We start from the raw sequence: 15,480 nt of genomic DNA on the forward strand, positions 1-15,480 counted from the left end.
CCCCTCCCCAGCGTGGCCCGTGCACGGCGGCGCGCCTAGCCCGTCGGGGCACCGGGCCGCCCGATCGCGCGCGTCCGCGACACCGGCGCGCGTCTCGTATGCTCGCCGAGGACCTCGCGCGCCCGCGGATCCGGCACCCACCGGAACATCCGCCCGCTCCCGCGCGTTGTCCTCGTGATCGCCCCGGCGATCACCGTGCTCCGCTCCGCGCGCACGGACGCCGCCCGAGCAGTGGAGGACCCATGCTGCGCACCATGATGACCGCGAAGATCCACCGCGCCACGGTGACGCACGCGGACCTGCACTACGTCGGATCGGTCACCGTCGACCGCGACCTGCTCGATGCCGCGGACATCCTCGTGGGCGAGCGCGTCAGCATCGTCGACGTCACGAACGGCGCCCGGCTCGACACGTACACGATCGCGGGCGAGCGCGGCAGCGGTGTGCTCGGCATCAACGGCGCGGCCGCGCACCTCGTGGACGTGGGCGACGTCGTGATCCTCATCGCCTACGGCCAGATGACCACGGAGGAGGCCCGCGCGCTCGAGCCGCACGTGGTGCACGTGGATGCGCGGAACCGCATCCGGGCCGTCGACGCCGACCCCACGGCCCCGCCCGCACCGGGCCTCGAGCGCTCGCCGCTGGCCGAGCGGGTCTGACGCGAGGCCTCCCGCCCTCCTCCGAGGACCGGCCACTGTACTGGGTCCCCCAAACGACGGACAGAAGCCGGTCCCCCCCAAAACGGGGGACAAACGCGCGCATCCAGGAGGATCGCGGGGATCCCGGGCTACCGTGGAGGCATCCGGTACGGCTCTTCGGGTGAGCGGTACCGCACCAGCCGGTTCGTCTGCGGGTAACAGACGTTCACGTGCGCAGTCCGGCCCGGGCCTCGAAGGTCCGGGCCGGTCTCATTCCCCCCCGCCGCGTCGGGATCGGGCGCCGCCTTCGCGCGGGGTCAAGGTCCCTCGGCGCGTCGTCTCCGGCGCTCGTCGCGCTCCGCGTCCGCGGCAGCCGCCTCGTCGGGCGTCGGCGCCGTGCCCCCGCGGTCACGCGGCTGCCACCACGCGCCGCGGCCGTCGACCGGGTACGCGTCCTGCAGGGCCTCGACCATGGTCTGGAGCTGGAGGCGCAGGGCGTCCGTGACCGCGCGCGCGTCCGCGTCGGGCGCCACGGGGATCCGCTCCCCCACGGCCATGTGCACGGGGACGCCGATGCGGTCGCGCATCCGGATGCGGCGGTTCTTGGTGAGGAGCCGGTGGCCGCCCCACACCGCGACGGGCACGATGGGCACGCCGGCCTCGGCGGCCAGCCGTGCGGCGCCGGTCTTCAGCTCGCGGACGCGGAACGACGCGCTCACCCCGGCCTCGGGGAACACGCCCACCAGCTCGCCGGCGCGCAGCGCCCGCACGGCGTCGGCGTAGGCCGCGGCGCCCGCGGACGCATCGACGCTGATGTGGTGCATGCGACGCAGGACCCAGCCGACGCCCGGCTTGTCGAACGCGCCCTTCTTGGCCATGAAGCGGATGCGGCGGCGGCCGTGCAGCCAGGTCGCCCACTCCACGAGGGCGAACTCCAGGTAGCCGAAGTGGGTCATGGCGATCACCGCGCCGCCCGTCTCGGGGATCCGCTCCCGGCCCTCGGCGACGAGGCGGAGGCGGAGGGACCCGAAGAGCGCGCGGCCCAGGATCACGGCGGTCCCGTAGACGGGCTCGCGGGTGCGGCGGCTCATGCTCCGACCCTACGGGGCCGAGAAGGGCGCGTCCCGCGAGTTGGCGGCGGGCGGACACCCGGGCGGACCCGGGCGCACGAGGCCGAAGGCGGGTCGATCCGCGGAACGGTGCGTCGCGCGCGCGACGCCCCGGGCTACGCGTCGGTGCGGTCGCTGTCCGCGTCGGCGACGGGGGCGACGTCGGCCTCGCTGGACGCGCCGGGCTCGACCGTTGCCTGCGCCTCGTCGTCCATCGACTCCAGCGTGATGTCGGCCTCGGGGACCTCCTGGCCGTCGGCGTCGAGCGGCACGATGTAGTCGCCGAGGCGACGGCGGGCCGCCTCCTCGCGCTGCAGGCGGATCCGCTCGAGCTTCTCCTCACGCAGGCGCAGGCGCTCGGTGTCGACCTCGACGCGGCGCACGGTGACGCCGCGCGTGGGCCCGGCGGCCTTCGCGGGGGTGGTCTTGCGGGAGGCCTCGCGCTTGGCGGCCTCGCTCGCCGGCTTCCGCGACGGGGCGGTGCCCGACTTCGCGGCCGCCGAGGCGGGCTTGGTCGACACCGCGGGCGGCTTGCCCGACCCCGGGCAGCGCTCGTGGTTGCGTCCGTGGTCGAGGATGTTGCCCGTGGCCATGCCGACGGGGTTCGCCTTGCCGCAGACCGAGCACTTCGTCGCGGGGGTTGCTGCCACGTTCGATACCACTTTCCATCGCCGCGCCGTCGCCGGACCGAGGATGCCGGTCGGCCGGACGGCGCCTCTCCACGGTACCCGACTGCGGAGGTGCGGGGATACCGGAGTCCCCGACGGGGCGGGTCAGGCGGGGACGCAGGTGGTGCGCATCCGCACGACGACGGCGCCCTCGGCCTCCTCGACCTCGAGGTCCACCGTGACGGAGGCCAGCTCGGCGAGGCTCGCGAGGTGCGTGCCGCCGCACGGGATGCGCGCGGTGCCGTCGGGCAGCTCGCAGACCCAGGACCGGCGCGAGGTGAGCAGGTCGCCCTCGCGCTCGATCCGCGCCGCGGCGCCCGGCGGCGACCCAGCCGGCGAGGGTCGCGTCGACCTCCGCGCGCACCTCGTCGAGGCGGTCGAGGAGCGCGGCCGGCGTGAAGCCCTTCTTCCGCAGCGACTTGCCGAGGCGGTAGGTGTCCACCGACGACCACGGTCCGATGCGCGACGTGCCGATGGCGAGCGCGTCGAAGCCGGGGGCGCCGAGCGCGTCGGGTGCCACGTCCTTGGTCCAGGCGCCGGCGAGCGCGCGGTCGAGGGCGAGCGAGGCGAGGTGGCAGCCGGTGTGGCCGGCGGAGAGCGCGCGGCGGTGCTCGGGATCCACCGCGACCTCCGCCGCGTCGCCCGCGCGGACGTCCGCGTCGCCGGGCACGACGTGGACGGCGACGAAGGCCCATCCCTCGGCGCCCTTCTTGACCGGGACCTCGGCGCCGACGTGCAGCGCGGCCGCGCCGCCCTCGGGCTCCGTCTCCGCCGCGCCGACCAGGCAGTCGAGCACCTCGATGCCGGCGCCGCGCACGAGGAGCACCGCGCGGTCGGCGGGCTGGTCCGGCCACGCCGCGTCGACGGGGTGGCACGCGGTGGCGTCGAGCACGACGGCGAGCGTGCCGTCGTCCCGGCGGTCGACGCGGAGGACCGTGCCCTCGGAGGCGACGGATCCCGCCGGGTAGGTCACGCGCGTGGGCGGCAGGGCGACGGCGCCCGCGGGGGTGGAGGTCATGGCGGCTCCCGGCTCGGTGTGCCTCGATCCTCGCAGACCGGCGCCCGACGCCGGACGCCCGCCGGCCCGGCGGATCCCGCCGGCCGGCGCGTCACGCGGGTGCCGTCCCCGCGGAGGGCGCCCGTCCGAGGATCCGCCGCAGCGCAGCCCGCTCGAGGAGCGTCCACGCCGCGCTCGACAGGAGGTGCAGCGCGGCGGCGAGCGGGGCGACGGCGGCGAAGGCCACCGTCACGAACGGCAGCACCCGCATCGTCACCGCCATGCCGGGCAGCGCCGGATCCGCGGCCGCGGGCGGTCCCTGGAAGCGCAGGTCGGCACGGCGGCGTACCTCCACCACCACGGCCAGCAGGGCGAGCACGGCCACGGAGACGACGACGGGCGCGAGCCCGAGCCCGGCAGCCGACAGCGCGCTCGCGCCGAGCGGCATGCCCGCGAACGGCGCGGCGAGCAGCGCGTTCGCCTCGCCGCCGATCCGCGCGTGCGCGAAGAGGGCGTAGACGGCCGCGAGCACGGGTGCCTGCGCGAGCGACGGCAGGCAGCCGGCGAGCGGCGACGCCCCCTCCCGCGCGTAGAGCTCCTGCGTCGCGCGGGACAGCCGCTCCGGGGCCCCGGCGTGACGGCGGCGGAGCTCGGCGAGCGCCGGGGCCAGGCGGCGGCGCTGGATCTCGGCGCGCACCTGGGCGACGCCGACGGGCACGAGGAGGGCCCGCACGCCGAGCGTGAGGAGGATGACGGCGACGCCGGTCGCGGAGGCGCCGGCGAGCGGGTGGATCAGGTCGGCGAGGCCGACGACGAGCTGGGACAGGCCGTCGAGCACGGCTCGGACGGGGGCGATCGATGTGGGGTCCACGGGTTTCCTTGCGACGAGAGCGGAGGGGGTCCGTCTGGTCGTCGCATGCGGGCGCGCGCCCGGCCCGTGCCGCGCGCGGGCGGCGGACCTGTGCGGGCCGCGGTCAGGCGGCCGGGAGCGGCGCGGGCACGACGACCTGCGCCGGACGGCCCGGGGCTCGCGAGCGCTCGTGCCCGTCGGCGTCCGGGTCGCTCGAGGAGACGAGCACCGGGAGGTCGACGTCCTCGTCCGGGCGCCTGGGCGGCGTGCCGGATCCGAGCAGCCCGCGGGCGGCGGCGACGCGCACGAACGCGACGGCCGCGGCCACGGAGGCGGCGCCGAGGAGGGCCGCGAGGAGGATCGCGGGCGAGATGCCCGCGCCGCCGAGCACCACGTCGCCCAGGAGGGCGAGGACGCGGCCGAGGACCTCCAGGACGAGGGGCATGCGCCGACGGTAGCACCGGGATCGGCGGGAGCACGAGGGGCGGTCGCGTCCGGAGCGCCCCCGCGCCGGCGCGTCCGCGACCTCGTGGACACGCCGTCGTGCACGGCACTCCGAGGTACCGCGCAGTGCGTGATACTGTGCGACGCATGAGAGAGACCGGCTGATGGACACCACGCAGCTCCTCAAGGGAGCGCTCGACACCGCCGTGCTCGCGGTCGTGCAGCACGACGACGGGTACGGCTACGACATCGTGCGCCGCCTCCGCGACGCGGGCCTCGGCGACGTCGGCGACGCCTCCGTCTACGGGACGCTCCGCCGCCTCTACGCCGCGGGCGCGCTCTCGAGCTACGTGGTGCCATCGGAGGGCGGGCCGCACCGGAAGTACTACGCGATCAACCCCGAGGGCCGCGAGCTGCTCGCGGGGCAGCGCGCCACCTGGGCGGCGTTCGCGACGGCCATGAGCGGGCTCCTCGGCGAGCCCGCCCCCGCGACCCCCCGCACCCGGAAGGCCGGCGGCGCCGGCGAGGGCCCCGTGCCCGCATCCGTCGACATCCGCACGATCGGAGAGAAGCCGTGAACACCGCAGACCCCGCCCTCGACAGCCGCATCCGGGACTTCGCCGCCGCCGTGCGCGCCCGCCTCGACGACCTCGACCCGGAGGACGTCGACGATCTCACCGGCGGCCTCGAGGCCGACCTGCAGGAGGAGGCCGCGGATCACGACGGCGCCCTCGAGCTCGGCGACCCCGTCTTCTACGCCGACGAGCTGCGCACCTCGGCGGGGCTTCCGGAGCGCGCGGAGGAGGCACCCGTCGCCGCCTCGCCGATCTCGCTGCTCCGGCAGCGGATCGACGAGACCGGGCGCGAGATGCTCCGCACCGTCCGCGGGAACCGCGAGCTCTCCGCGATCCTCGACCTGCTGATCGTCTTCCGCCCCGTGTGGTGGCTCCTGCGGGCGTGGGCCGGGTACCAGTGCACCCTGATCGTCTCCACGGTCCTCCTCGGCTCCTCCCACCCCTTCACGCTGCTCCCGGGCGGCCCCCTGGGATGGCTGCTGCTGCTCACCCTCATCGTCATCAGCGTGCAGTGGGGCCGCGGGCGGTGGGCCGGGAACCGCGTCCTGCGGACCTCGCGGACGGTCGTCAGCGTGATGACCGCGCTCTCGCTCGTGATCCTCGTCCCGGTCGCGCTCGCCGAGTCGGGCAGCGACGGCTACGTCGACGAGAGCACCTACGCGCCGCCGTACGAGGAGCCGGGGCTCTCCCTCGACGGCAAGGCGGTCACGAACCTCTTCGCCTACGACGCCGAGGGGAACCTCCTCGACCGCGTGCAGCTCTTCGACCAGGACGGCGAGCCGCTGACCACGGTCAGCGGCGTCGAGCAGGACGGCCTCGTCATGGACCCCACGACCGGCGAGTACGTGTCGCCCGCGGACGGGGCCTGGAACGTGTTCCCGCTCGAGCGGGACCTGCTCGCCCTGTCCGACGGGTCCGCCACCGCGGGATCCGACCCGGTGCGCCCGCCGTTCGCGAAGGCGCTGCCGCTCCCCGCCGGATCCGACGCGACGTCGACCCCCGCACCCACCCCGGGTGCCGGGACCGACGGGGCACCCGCACCCGACGCGACGCCCGCGCCCGAACCCACGCCCACGCCCACGCCCACGCCCACGCCGGAGCCGACCCCGTGAGCGCCCTCCTCGACCACGGCCGCCCCGCCCCCGGGCGCGGTGCCGACGCGGAGCTCGCGCGCCTGACCGCGCGGGAGCGGGAGATCCTGGTGCTCGTCGCCCGCGGCCTGTCGAACGCGGAGATCGCCGGCCGGCTCTTCCTCGCGCCGACCACCGTGAAGACCCACGTGAGCCGCACGCTCGACAAGCTCGGCGTGCGCGACCGCCTGCACGCCACGATCTGGGCGTACGAGAACCACGTCGTGGAGCCGCTCGCGGCCACGCGCTGACGGGAGACGAGGGGCGATGCACCCGGGAGACGAGAACGGCCCGCCAGTGGCGGGCCGTTCCATTCTGTCTCAACCCAGAGATGCGCACCCGGAGGTGCTGTGCGCCCGGAGGGATTCGAACCCCCAACCTTCTGATCCGTAGTCAGATGCTCTATCCGTTGAGCTACGGGCGCAGTCGTGCGGCGATGATCCCCGCGAGCGGCGATCAGGCCGGGAGACAGACTACATGCTCGCGGGCCGCGTCGCGAATCGGCGCCGCGAGCCCGCTCCGCAGGCCGGCCCCTGTCCGTCCGCGCCCACCCGGCGGGCGCGCCGTTCCCCGCTGATTAGGCTGGATCGACCCGAACCGCGAGGAGCGACCCTTGGCATCCTGGACCGACCACGTCGTCTGGTGGCACGTCTACCCGCTCGGCTTCACGGGCGCGCCGCAGACCCGCGACGACCTCGCCGAACCCGACGGCGGCGCCCCCGCCCAGCCCGACGCCGCCCCCGCCCACCGCCTCGACCGCCTCCGCGCGTGGCTCCCCTACCTCGTGGACCTCGGCGCGAACGGCCTCCTCCTCGGCCCCGTCTTCGACTCCGAGACCCACGGCTACGACACGCGCGACCACCTGGCGGTCGACCCCCGGCTCGGCGACGACGCCGACCTCGACGCCCTCCTCGCCGACGCCTCCGCCCGCGGCGTGCGCGTCCTCCTCGACGGCGTGTTCAACCACGTCGGCCGCAGCCACCCGCGCTTCGTGCAGGCCCTCGCCGAGGGGCCCGGATCCGAGGCCGCATCCTGGTTCCGCTGGGACGCGGCCGGCGAGCCCGTCGGGTTCGAGGGCCACGGCGCGCTCGTCACGCTCGACCACGACTCCGAGGCCGTGCGCGCGCACGTCGCCGAGGTGATGATCCACTGGCTCGACCGGGGCATCGCCGGCTGGCGCCTCGACGCCGCCTACGCCGTCCCCGCCTCCTTCTGGGCGGCCGTGCTGCCGCGCGTCCGCGAGCGGCACCCCGACGCCTGGTTCGCGGGCGAGATGATCCACGGCGACTACGCCGGGTACGCCGCCGCGTCGACCATCGACTCCATCACGGCCTACGAGCTGTGGAAGTCGATCCGCAACTCGATCGCCGAGCGGAACCTCTTCGAGCTCGACTGGACCCTCACGCGCCACGCCGAGCTGCTGCCCGCCGTCACGCCGCAGACCTTCGTCGGCAACCACGACGTCACGCGCATCGCCTCCGCGGTGGATCCCCGCCACCTCGGCCACGCGATCGCCCTGCTGCTCCTCCTCCCGGGCGTCCCGTCGATCTACGCGGGCGACGAGCGCGGCCTCACCGGGGTGAAGGAGGACCGCGCGGGCGGCGACGACGCCGTGCGCCCCGCGTACCCCGCCTCCCCGGAGGAGCTGCCCGACGACGCGGACGCGGCCCGGATCCGGAGCCTCCACCAGGAGCTCGTCGGCCTGCGCCGCCGGCACGCCTGGCTGGTCGACGCGCGCATGGAGACCTCCGGCCTCACCAACACGGCGCTCATGATCGCGCTCCGGCCGTCCGGCTCGGGCGCCGCGGGCGGCGTCGCGCCCGGGTCGCCCGACGCGCTGCGGCTCCTGCTGAACATCGGCGACAAGCCGGTGGAGGTCGGCGCGCCGCACGGCGGTGTCGAGGCGGGCGCGCTCGGCGCCGACGGCCGCCTGCCCGCGCACGGGTGGGCGGTCCTCACCGGCGCCTAGGGCGCCGACCGGGCGGCCGTCCCCGCCGCCTGCCGGCTGCTGCGTCAGACGGCGCGATGCGGCCAGCCGTAGACCTCGGCGAGCAGCACGGACCGGGCGGCGTGCGCCGCGGCCTCCTCCTCGGCCTCGGCGTCCGGATCCTCGTCCGCCGGGGCGAAGCGGCCGTCGGCGATCTCCGGCCCGTCGTCGTCGAACGGCCGGTGCGTGAGCGGCCACCCGATCGCCGCGAGCGCGGGCCACACGGCGGGATCGGTGGCGTCCGCCCCGTGCTCGCCGTCGGCCCCCCGCGCACCGCGGCCGACGAGCATCTGCTCGTCGGCCGGATGCGGATCCACGGCGCGCAGCCCCTCCCCGTCGCCGTACGGCGCGAAGAGGAACTGCGAGAAGTGGCGGGTCACGGCGTCAGGCTAGTCGGCCGCGGCGTCCGGGAACGGGCGTGCGACCGGGTTGTGGAAGGCCGCCCACCATCTCCCCGCGCGCGGCCCGGGATCAGTCCCCGGAGCGCCCCGGCTGGCCCAGCGGCACGGCCTCCGGACGCTCCACGGTGCTGCGGATCTCGCCCGTCGCGGCGGGATCGAGGATCGCGTCCATGACCTCGAGCACGTGGAACGCGAGGTCGCCGGACGCGCGGTGCGGCACGCCGCGGCGGATGGCGTCGGCCATCTCCGCGAGGCCGCAGCCGCGACCGGCGTCGACGAAGCCGGCGCTCGGCTCCACGTCGGTCCACTCCCGCTGCTCGGACGTGGCGACCTGCACCTGCCCGGAGAAGTGGTTCGGGTCCGGCACCGAGAGCGTGCCGGCCGTGCCGTAGACCTCGATGTTCGGGATCCGGGTCGCCCAGACGTCGAAGCTCATGGTGACGGTGGAGACCGCGCCCGACGCGTGCGTGAGCACGGCGCTCACGTGCGTGTCGACGGTCACGGGGATCTCGCGCGCCTCGGGGTCGGAGGCCGCCGAGCGCACCCGGTCGGAGCGGAGCGACGCGCCCTGGACCCGGGTGACGGGTCCCAGCAGCGTCACGAGCGCCGTGACGTAGTACGGCCCCATGTCGAACAGGGGACCGGCGCCCGGCTGGTAGTAGAACGCGGGGGCCGGGTGCCAGAGCTCGTGGCCGGGCGCGCCCCAGAAGGCGTTCGCGGCGACGGGCTTGCCGATCGTCCCGGCGTCGAGCACGGCGCGGGCGGTCTGGATGCCGGTGCCGAGCACGGTGTCCGGCGCGGATCCGACGCGGAGGCCCTTCTCCTCGGCGAGCCGGAGGATCGGCTCGGCCTCGGCGGGGCTCAGCGCGAGCGGCTTCTCGCCGTAGACGTGCTTGCCGGCCTCCAGCACGCGGAGGTCGACCTCGGCGTGCGCGGCGGGGATCGTGAGGTTCAGCACCGTGTCGATGCGCGGGTCGGCGATGAGGTCGTCGACGCTCAGCGCGTCCACGCCCTGCGCGTCGGCGACCGTGCGCGCTCGATCCAGGTCGAGGTCGGCGACCGCCACGAGGCGCACGCCCGGCAGCTTCTCGAAGGCCGCGAAGTACTGCTCGCTGATCTTCCCGACGCCGATGATCCCGAGGGTCATCGCGTCCTCGTCGTGCGTCAGCGTGCTGCCCACAGGAGGCCCCTCTCGATGATGGTGCGGACGTTCGGGTCCTCGACGACCTCGATGCGGTGGCCGGGGGCGGAGACGAAGATGCGGCCCTCGCCCCACTGGCGGGTCCAGATGGCGGGCGCGGTCACCGGGCGGTGCCACGGATCCCACGGCCGCACCGTCTGCGTGGTGGTCGCGAGCACGTCGTTGTACTCGTCGCTCAGCACCCAGTACTGCTCGGTGACGAGGTCGAAGTCGGCGATGCCCTGCGTGATCTCGTGCGTGCGCCCGAGCTCCGTCATCTCGACCGTGTACGGGATGTAGTTGTCGGACTGCTCGCCCGTGCGCTCGGCCGGGTCCTTGCCCGCGTGGTGGGCGAACTGGCCGCCGATCATGTGCAGGTAGTCCGCGGTGTTCCGGTACGAGTCGGCGATGCCGCCGTGCCAGCCGGCCATGCCGGTGCCGGCGATGACGGCGGCGCGGAGGCCGGCCATCTCCTCGGGCTCGATGGTCGTCATGGTGTTGGCCTGGACGATCAGGTCGGTCGCGGCCATGACGTCGGCGTCGGCGTAGACGGCCGATCCCTCCTCGACGCGGACCTCGAAGCCGTTCTCCTCGAGGAACGGGATGAACAGGCCCGTGGTCTCCACGGGCATGTGGCCGTCCCAGCCTCCGCGGACGACGAGCGCCTGGCGGGCGGCGGTCACGAGAGCGCCGTCCGGATCGGGCACCCGCGGTGCGGGGTGGCGGACGTGCGGGGCATCTGCATCACTGCGACTCCTTCGTCGAGCGCGACCGGTCGGCTGCCGGTCGCCCCTCGAACGCTACGCACCGGCGGTCGGCCGGGGCAAGCAGGGCGCGGACGATCCGAAACGTTTCACTCGGGCGACGACACGGCGTCCATGCGGAGCGCGGGCTCCTCCCCCGCCGGGGCCGCTCCGGGGGGCGGGGCCGTGCTGCCGCGGATCACGAGCGCCGTGGCGAGGTCGAGGCGCGTCGGCTCGTCGCTGCGCCCCTCGCGGATCCGCAGCACCATGCGCGCCGCGGCCTCCGCCATCTCGCGCACGGGCTGCCGGACCGTGCTGAGCGCGGGCGAGACGATGCGGGCGAACGGCAGGTCGTCGTAGCCGAGCACGGACAGGTCGTCGGGGACGCGGATCCCCCGCTCGCGCGCGGCCTCGTACAGCCCGAGGGCCTGCTCGTCGTTGCCGGCGAAGATCGCGGTGGGGCGGTCCGGGCCGTCGAGCAGCCCGCCGCCGGCGCGGTGCCCGGCGCCCCGCCCGAAGTCGCCCTCCGCCTCGACCAGCGAGACCGCGGGCCCGGCCGCCTCGAGCGCGCTGCGGAAGCCCGACATGCGCGCCCGCGAGTAGAGCCGGTGCGGCGGGCCGCTGATGGCGCCGATGCGGGTGTGCCCGAGCCCCAGCAGATGCTCCCCCGCGGCGTGCCCGCCCTCCCAGTTGGTGGATCCGACGGCCGGCACGTCCGCGGCGGGCGACCCGGCCGGATCCACGACCACGAACGGGATGCCGCGGCTCCGCAGCTGCCGCTTCTGGGCGGGCGCGAGGTCGGAGAAGACGAGGACGAGGCCCATGGGGCGACGCTGCATGACGCCTGCCATCCAGTCGCCGTCGAGCGCGGTGTCGCGACCGTGCTCCGTGACGATGACGCTCAGCGCGTGCTCGCGCGCGACCGCGGAGACGCCGCGCAGCAGGTCGACCGAGAAGCCGGTGTCGACGACCTCCAGCACGATCTCGATGAGCGCGCCGTGCGGGCGCTCGGCGCCGCGGCGGCTGTACCCGTGGAGCTCCATGAGCTCCTCGACGCGCGCCCGGGTGGCCGGCGAGATGCCCTTGCGGCCGTTGAGGACCTTGCTGACCGTGCCGATCGACACGTTCGCCTCGCGCGCGATGAGGCCGAGGGTGGTGCCGGCGCCGTGGTCGGGGTCCGGCCGCCGTGGCGCGTCGGGAAACGTGTCGCTCATGTGGGTGATGCTAGATCGTCGGGGGCCGCACGTCCTCGCCGCGGGCGGGCTCCCCCGCGTGCGTCACCGCCGGACGACCCGGATCGTCCGCACCGACGCGTCCGCCGGATCGGGCAGGACCATGCCGGATCCCGCACCGCTACGCAGGTAGTCGACCGCCACGCCGTCGATGAGCTCCCCGGGCAGGATCGCGGGGATCCCCGGCGGGTACGGCGTGATCTGCTCCGCGGCCACGCGCCCGACCGCCTCCTCGGCGGGGACGTCCTCCACGGGCCCGAAGAAGGCGTCCCGCGGGAGCATGACGGTCTCCATCTCGAGGTCGCCGGGCGGCGGCAGGTGGATGGACCCGGGCTCCGGGAACCCGCTCGACGCCGTCGCCATGTCCTGCAGGGCCGCCAGCAGCCGGTCGGCCGTCCCGTCGTCGTCCGACAGGGACACGAGCGCCTCCACGCGACGGTGGTCGCTCGTGTGCATGTCGAGGCGCCGCTCGGACCGCAGCCAGTCGGCCGCCTGGTAGCCGCTGATGCCGAGGTCGGAGAGGTCGATGAGGACGTGCAGGACGTCGAGCTCGTGCGACGACTCGGCCGCCAGCAGCTCCTCCTCCAGCACGTGCAGCCCCGGGATGCCCTCCACCTCGCGCCGGATCCGCCGGCTGACGTCGAGCGCGCCCTGCACGAGCGCGGTGCCGTGCTGCACCATCTGGCGGCGCCAGCCGTCGATGCCGGCGTAGATGAGCGTGTTGGAGCTCGTCGTGGAGAGCACGTCGGCGCACTGGCTGAGCCGCACGGGATCGATGAGGTCGCCCTGCAGGTGGTACGCGGAGCCCTGCTCGAACCCGGTGCCCATCTTGTGCACGCTGACCACGCAGAGGTCGGCGCCGGCGGACATGGCCCAGCTCGGCAGGTCCTCGTGGAAGGGCAGGTGCGCGCCCCACGCCTCGTCGATGATGAGGGGCTTGCCGCGGCGGTGGCAGATCTCCGCGATCGCGGCGATGTCGGCGCAGGTGCCGTACGGCGTCGGGCTGGTGATGAGGCAGGCGCGGGCGTCCGGCCAGCGCTCCCACATGGCCTCCACGTCCTCGGGTGCCGGCGGGTGGGCGAGGTGCAGCTCGCCGTCCCAGCGCGGGGAGATCCACCGCGGCCGGAGCCCGGACAGGACGATCCCGGCGGTCACCGACTTGTGCGCATCGCGGCCGATGAGGATGTCCCCGTCGCCGCCGGCGACGGCCAGCATGGAGGCCTTGACGGACAGGGAGCTGCCGCAGGTGGAGAAGAACGTCCGGTCGGCCCCCACGGCGTCGGCGAGGAGCTCCTGCGCCTCCTGCAGGATGCCGCGCGAGGACGAGCGGTCGTCCATGCCGGACGACGCGAGCAGGTCGCTCTGGAACGCCTGCAGCCCGAGCACCTCGAGGACGCGCGGATCGACGCCGCGTCCCTGCCGGTGCGCGGGCGGGGTGAAGCCGTAGCGGTCGAGCCGGCGGTGCTCGGCGATGGCCTCGAGGACGGGCGCGCGCTGGTGATCCATGCCTCCACGGAACCTCGGGTCGCGCCGGCGCCCAAGGGCCTTGCGTCGGAGGCGGATCCGTGCGCAGGAGCACGGGAGGACCAGGCGGCGGAGCCTGCCGGGAGCACCGAGACGGGGATCATGACGCAGATGACGCAGATGGCGGAGACGGTGGGATTTGAACCCACGGTACCCATACGGGTACTCCACCTTAGCAGGGTGGTGCACTAGGCCGAACTATGCGACGTCTCCAGACGTACCCGTCCACTGTACCGGACGCGGGGGCCTGCTCGACATCCTCGTCCCGGAGCAGCCGAGCCCGAACGGGGGGTGCGTCGCGGTTGTCCTCCATATGGCGGACACGTAGTGTCTCTCTCGACGCGTGTGCCGGACCCGACCGGCTTACCCCCCGCGTGTCGATGTGTCAGCCCAGAGATGTCCCGCTCGCCCACGTGGCCGCGGTCCCGGATCCCCCGAACCGGCGCCGCTCACCCCCGCGCCCGCGACGACGTCGCGAGCCCCCCGTGGGCGAGGATGTGGATTCTCGTCCGGCGGAGGATTCGGGTCGAAAGCTGAACGAGATAGACGGGTCCTCGCTGCATAGGGTGTGCGGCGGGGCCCGTCGCCCTCACCTGCTCCGGCCGCCGCGCCTCACCGGGAGCCCTTCGAGCACGTGACCGTGCCGGCATCCGTGCCCGTGATGGCCGGCGGGAGGACCGTCGGCGCCGTGACGGCCGGGCCGGATCCCGTGCCCGCGGCGGGAGCGCTCGCCGACGGCGACGGCGACGGCGCTGCGGGCTGCTCGGCGACCGCGCCGAGACCCGTGTTGCCCGCCTCGACCTCGAACGTCGCGTCGGTCCGCAGCAGCTGCATCAGCTGGTCGCCGTCCGCCTTGAGCGGCTGGACCTTGCCCGCGTACACGCCGGTGCCGGCCGTCGTGCCCGGGTACTGGAGGAAGCGCACCTGGTCGAGCGGGATGTCCTTGAGGGCCAGGGCCATCGACGCCATGGTCTGGTAGTCGAGCGAGGTGGAGCGCTGCATGTTGTCGACCGCGGCCTTCGCGAGGCCGTACACCCGCGTGGGGTCGGACAGCGTGCTCGACTGCTTCATGGTGCGCACGAGCGCCGACAGGAAGACCTGCTGGTTGCTGATGCGCCCCAGGTCGCTGCCGTCGCCCACGCCGTGGCGCGTGCGGAGGAACTGCAGCGCCTCCTTGCCCTGCAGGGTGTGCGGGCCGGCCGCGAGGTTGAGGTCGGTGTGCTTGTCGACGATGGGGCTCGCCACGCACACGGGCACGCCGCCGACCGCGTTCGACATCTCGATGACGCCGTCGAACTCGATGAGCGCCGCGTACGGGATGTCGAGGCCGGTGAACTGGGCGACGGTCTTCGCGACGCACGGGAGCCCGCCGTCGGAGAGCGCCGTGTTGAGGGGCTGGGCCGACATGGCGGGTGCCATCCCGGATCCGTCGCTGCGCTCGCACGAGGGGATGGGCACGACCATGTCGCGCGGCAGGCTGACGACGGTGGCCTGCGAATGGTCGGCGGAGACGTGCAGCACCATGTTGACGTCGTTGAGGGCGCCGTCGGTCCTCCCGTAGCCGTCGCCCTGGCCCTGGCGGGTGTCGGACCCGGCGAGCAGCATGTTGAAGCCGCCGTCGAGCGCGCCGATGCTCACCGTGGTCTGCTCGGTGCCGTCGCTGATGTCGACGGTGTTCGCCTGGACCGACCGGTCGAGGTCCCAGGCCGCGATGCCGACGACGCAGACGCCGCTGACCATGAGCACCGCGAGGGTGAGGGCCACGCCGACGAGGAGGGTGCGGGCGGCGGCGGGGCGGGGCAGCCGGCCGTGCCGGGCGATGAGGGGGGTCGTCGCGGCTCGCCGGGGGCGGCGGGGGGCGTCGCTCATGCGGGTCCTCTCCGGGCGGAGGGCGTGGGATTCGAACCCACGAGACATCTCTGCCCACCAGTTTTCAAGACTGGCTCCATCGGCCGCTCGGACAGCCCTCCCGATGCGCGCCCTCCCGCGTGGCGGGCGAGGT

At 74.9% G+C, this 15,480-nt stretch carries 15 protein-coding genes and 3 tRNA genes; 5 read left to right on the forward strand and 13 right to left on the reverse strand.

Translation table 11 applies throughout. The annotated features are described in order from the left end of the window. The first annotated feature begins 242 nt into the window (after positions 1 to 242). Complete coding sequence (gene panD, locus QFZ62_RS08190) at positions 243 to 659, forward strand: aspartate 1-decarboxylase (protein WP_307504088.1); 417 nt, start codon at positions 243 to 245, stop codon at positions 657 to 659. Between the two features lie 296 nt (positions 660 to 955). Here the strand turns inward: panD and QFZ62_RS08195 are convergent, their stop codons facing one another. The 4 genes from QFZ62_RS08195 to QFZ62_RS08210 all read right to left on the reverse strand — a co-directional run bounded on the left by QFZ62_RS08195 (position 956) and on the right by QFZ62_RS08210 (position 4,707). Then, positions 956 to 1,729 carry a 1-acyl-sn-glycerol-3-phosphate acyltransferase gene (locus tag QFZ62_RS08195; RefSeq protein ID WP_307504091.1) on the reverse strand — a complete coding sequence of 258 codons (774 nt, stop codon included), beginning with the start codon at positions 1,727 to 1,729 and terminating at the stop codon, positions 956 to 958. Between the two features lie 134 nt (positions 1,730 to 1,863). Next, positions 1,864 to 2,397: a hydophilic protein gene (locus QFZ62_RS08200; RefSeq protein WP_307504094.1), complete on the reverse strand. Its 534-nt coding sequence runs from the start codon at positions 2,395 to 2,397 to the stop codon at positions 1,864 to 1,866. 1,127 nt (positions 2,398 to 3,524) lie between these two features. Continuing rightward, complete coding sequence (locus tag QFZ62_RS08205) at positions 3,525 to 4,283, reverse strand: membrane protein insertase YidC (RefSeq protein WP_307504097.1); 759 nt, start codon at positions 4,281 to 4,283, stop codon at positions 3,525 to 3,527. Between the two features lie 103 nt (positions 4,284 to 4,386). Next, complete coding sequence (locus QFZ62_RS08210; protein ID WP_307504099.1) at positions 4,387 to 4,707, reverse strand: DUF6412 domain-containing protein; 321 nt, start codon at positions 4,705 to 4,707, stop codon at positions 4,387 to 4,389. A 163-nt stretch (positions 4,708 to 4,870) separates the two neighbouring features. Between QFZ62_RS08210 and QFZ62_RS08215 the strand changes: the two genes are divergently transcribed. Genes QFZ62_RS08215 through QFZ62_RS08225 form a run of 3 tightly spaced genes read left to right on the forward strand, consistent with a single transcriptional unit; the run spans position 4,871 to position 6,662 of the window. Further along, positions 4,871 to 5,284 (forward strand): PadR family transcriptional regulator, encoded by a 414-nt coding sequence (locus QFZ62_RS08215; protein WP_307504101.1) that lies wholly within the window; start codon positions 4,871 to 4,873, stop codon positions 5,282 to 5,284. Next, positions 5,281 to 6,393, forward strand: a complete 1,113-nt coding sequence (locus tag QFZ62_RS08220; protein WP_307504104.1) for a hypothetical protein — start codon at positions 5,281 to 5,283, stop codon at positions 6,391 to 6,393. The genes QFZ62_RS08215 and QFZ62_RS08220 overlap by 4 nt, the downstream gene beginning before the upstream one ends. Beyond that, on the forward strand, positions 6,390 to 6,662 hold the full coding sequence (locus QFZ62_RS08225; RefSeq protein ID WP_373425946.1) for a response regulator transcription factor: 273 nt from the start codon (positions 6,390 to 6,392) through the stop codon (positions 6,660 to 6,662). The genes QFZ62_RS08220 and QFZ62_RS08225 overlap by 4 nt, the downstream gene beginning before the upstream one ends. A gap of 100 nt (positions 6,663 to 6,762) precedes the next feature. Here the strand turns inward: QFZ62_RS08225 and QFZ62_RS08230 are convergent. Continuing rightward, positions 6,763 to 6,835 (reverse strand) — tRNA-Arg (locus QFZ62_RS08230). Positions 6,836 to 7,024: 189 nt separating this feature from the next. Here QFZ62_RS08230 and QFZ62_RS08235 point away from each other — a divergent pair. Continuing rightward, positions 7,025 to 8,380 carry an alpha-amylase family protein gene (locus QFZ62_RS08235; RefSeq protein ID WP_307504107.1) on the forward strand — a complete coding sequence of 452 codons (1,356 nt, stop codon included), beginning with the start codon at positions 7,025 to 7,027 and terminating at the stop codon, positions 8,378 to 8,380. A 44-nt stretch (positions 8,381 to 8,424) separates the two neighbouring features. On the opposite strand, the gene QFZ62_RS08240 is transcribed toward QFZ62_RS08235, so the two are convergent. The 8 genes from QFZ62_RS08240 to QFZ62_RS08275 all read right to left on the reverse strand — a co-directional run bounded on the left by QFZ62_RS08240 (position 8,425) and on the right by QFZ62_RS08275 (position 15,448). After that, positions 8,425 to 8,778 (reverse strand): hypothetical protein, encoded by a 354-nt coding sequence (locus QFZ62_RS08240; protein WP_307504110.1) that lies wholly within the window; start codon positions 8,776 to 8,778, stop codon positions 8,425 to 8,427. Between the two features lie 91 nt (positions 8,779 to 8,869). Beyond that, positions 8,870 to 9,946 carry a Gfo/Idh/MocA family protein gene (locus QFZ62_RS08245; RefSeq protein ID WP_307507727.1) on the reverse strand — a complete coding sequence of 359 codons (1,077 nt, stop codon included), beginning with the start codon at positions 9,944 to 9,946 and terminating at the stop codon, positions 8,870 to 8,872. Between the two features lie 17 nt (positions 9,947 to 9,963). Further along, positions 9,964 to 10,662, reverse strand: a complete 699-nt coding sequence (locus tag QFZ62_RS08250; protein WP_307504112.1) for a ThuA domain-containing protein — start codon at positions 10,660 to 10,662, stop codon at positions 9,964 to 9,966. A gap of 170 nt (positions 10,663 to 10,832) precedes the next feature. After that, positions 10,833 to 11,936: a LacI family DNA-binding transcriptional regulator gene (locus QFZ62_RS08255; RefSeq protein ID WP_307504115.1), complete on the reverse strand. Its 1,104-nt coding sequence runs from the start codon at positions 11,934 to 11,936 to the stop codon at positions 10,833 to 10,835. Between the two features lie 63 nt (positions 11,937 to 11,999). Next, on the reverse strand, positions 12,000 to 13,460 hold the full coding sequence (locus tag QFZ62_RS08260; protein WP_307504118.1) for an aminotransferase class I/II-fold pyridoxal phosphate-dependent enzyme: 1,461 nt from the start codon (positions 13,458 to 13,460) through the stop codon (positions 12,000 to 12,002). Positions 13,461 to 13,599: 139 nt separating this feature from the next. Further along, positions 13,600 to 13,691 (reverse strand) — tRNA-Ser (locus QFZ62_RS08265). 399 nt (positions 13,692 to 14,090) lie between these two features. Then, complete coding sequence (locus QFZ62_RS08270; protein ID WP_307504121.1) at positions 14,091 to 15,347, reverse strand: LCP family protein; 1,257 nt, start codon at positions 15,345 to 15,347, stop codon at positions 14,091 to 14,093. Positions 15,348 to 15,363: 16 nt separating this feature from the next. After that, a tRNA-Ser gene (locus QFZ62_RS08275) sits at positions 15,364 to 15,448 on the reverse strand. Positions 15,449 to 15,480: the final 32 nt, after the last annotated feature.

The sequence above is a fragment of the Clavibacter sp. B3I6 genome, from assembly GCF_030816895.1.
In the GTDB taxonomy this organism is placed as follows: Bacteria; Actinomycetota; Actinomycetes; order Actinomycetales; family Microbacteriaceae; genus Clavibacter.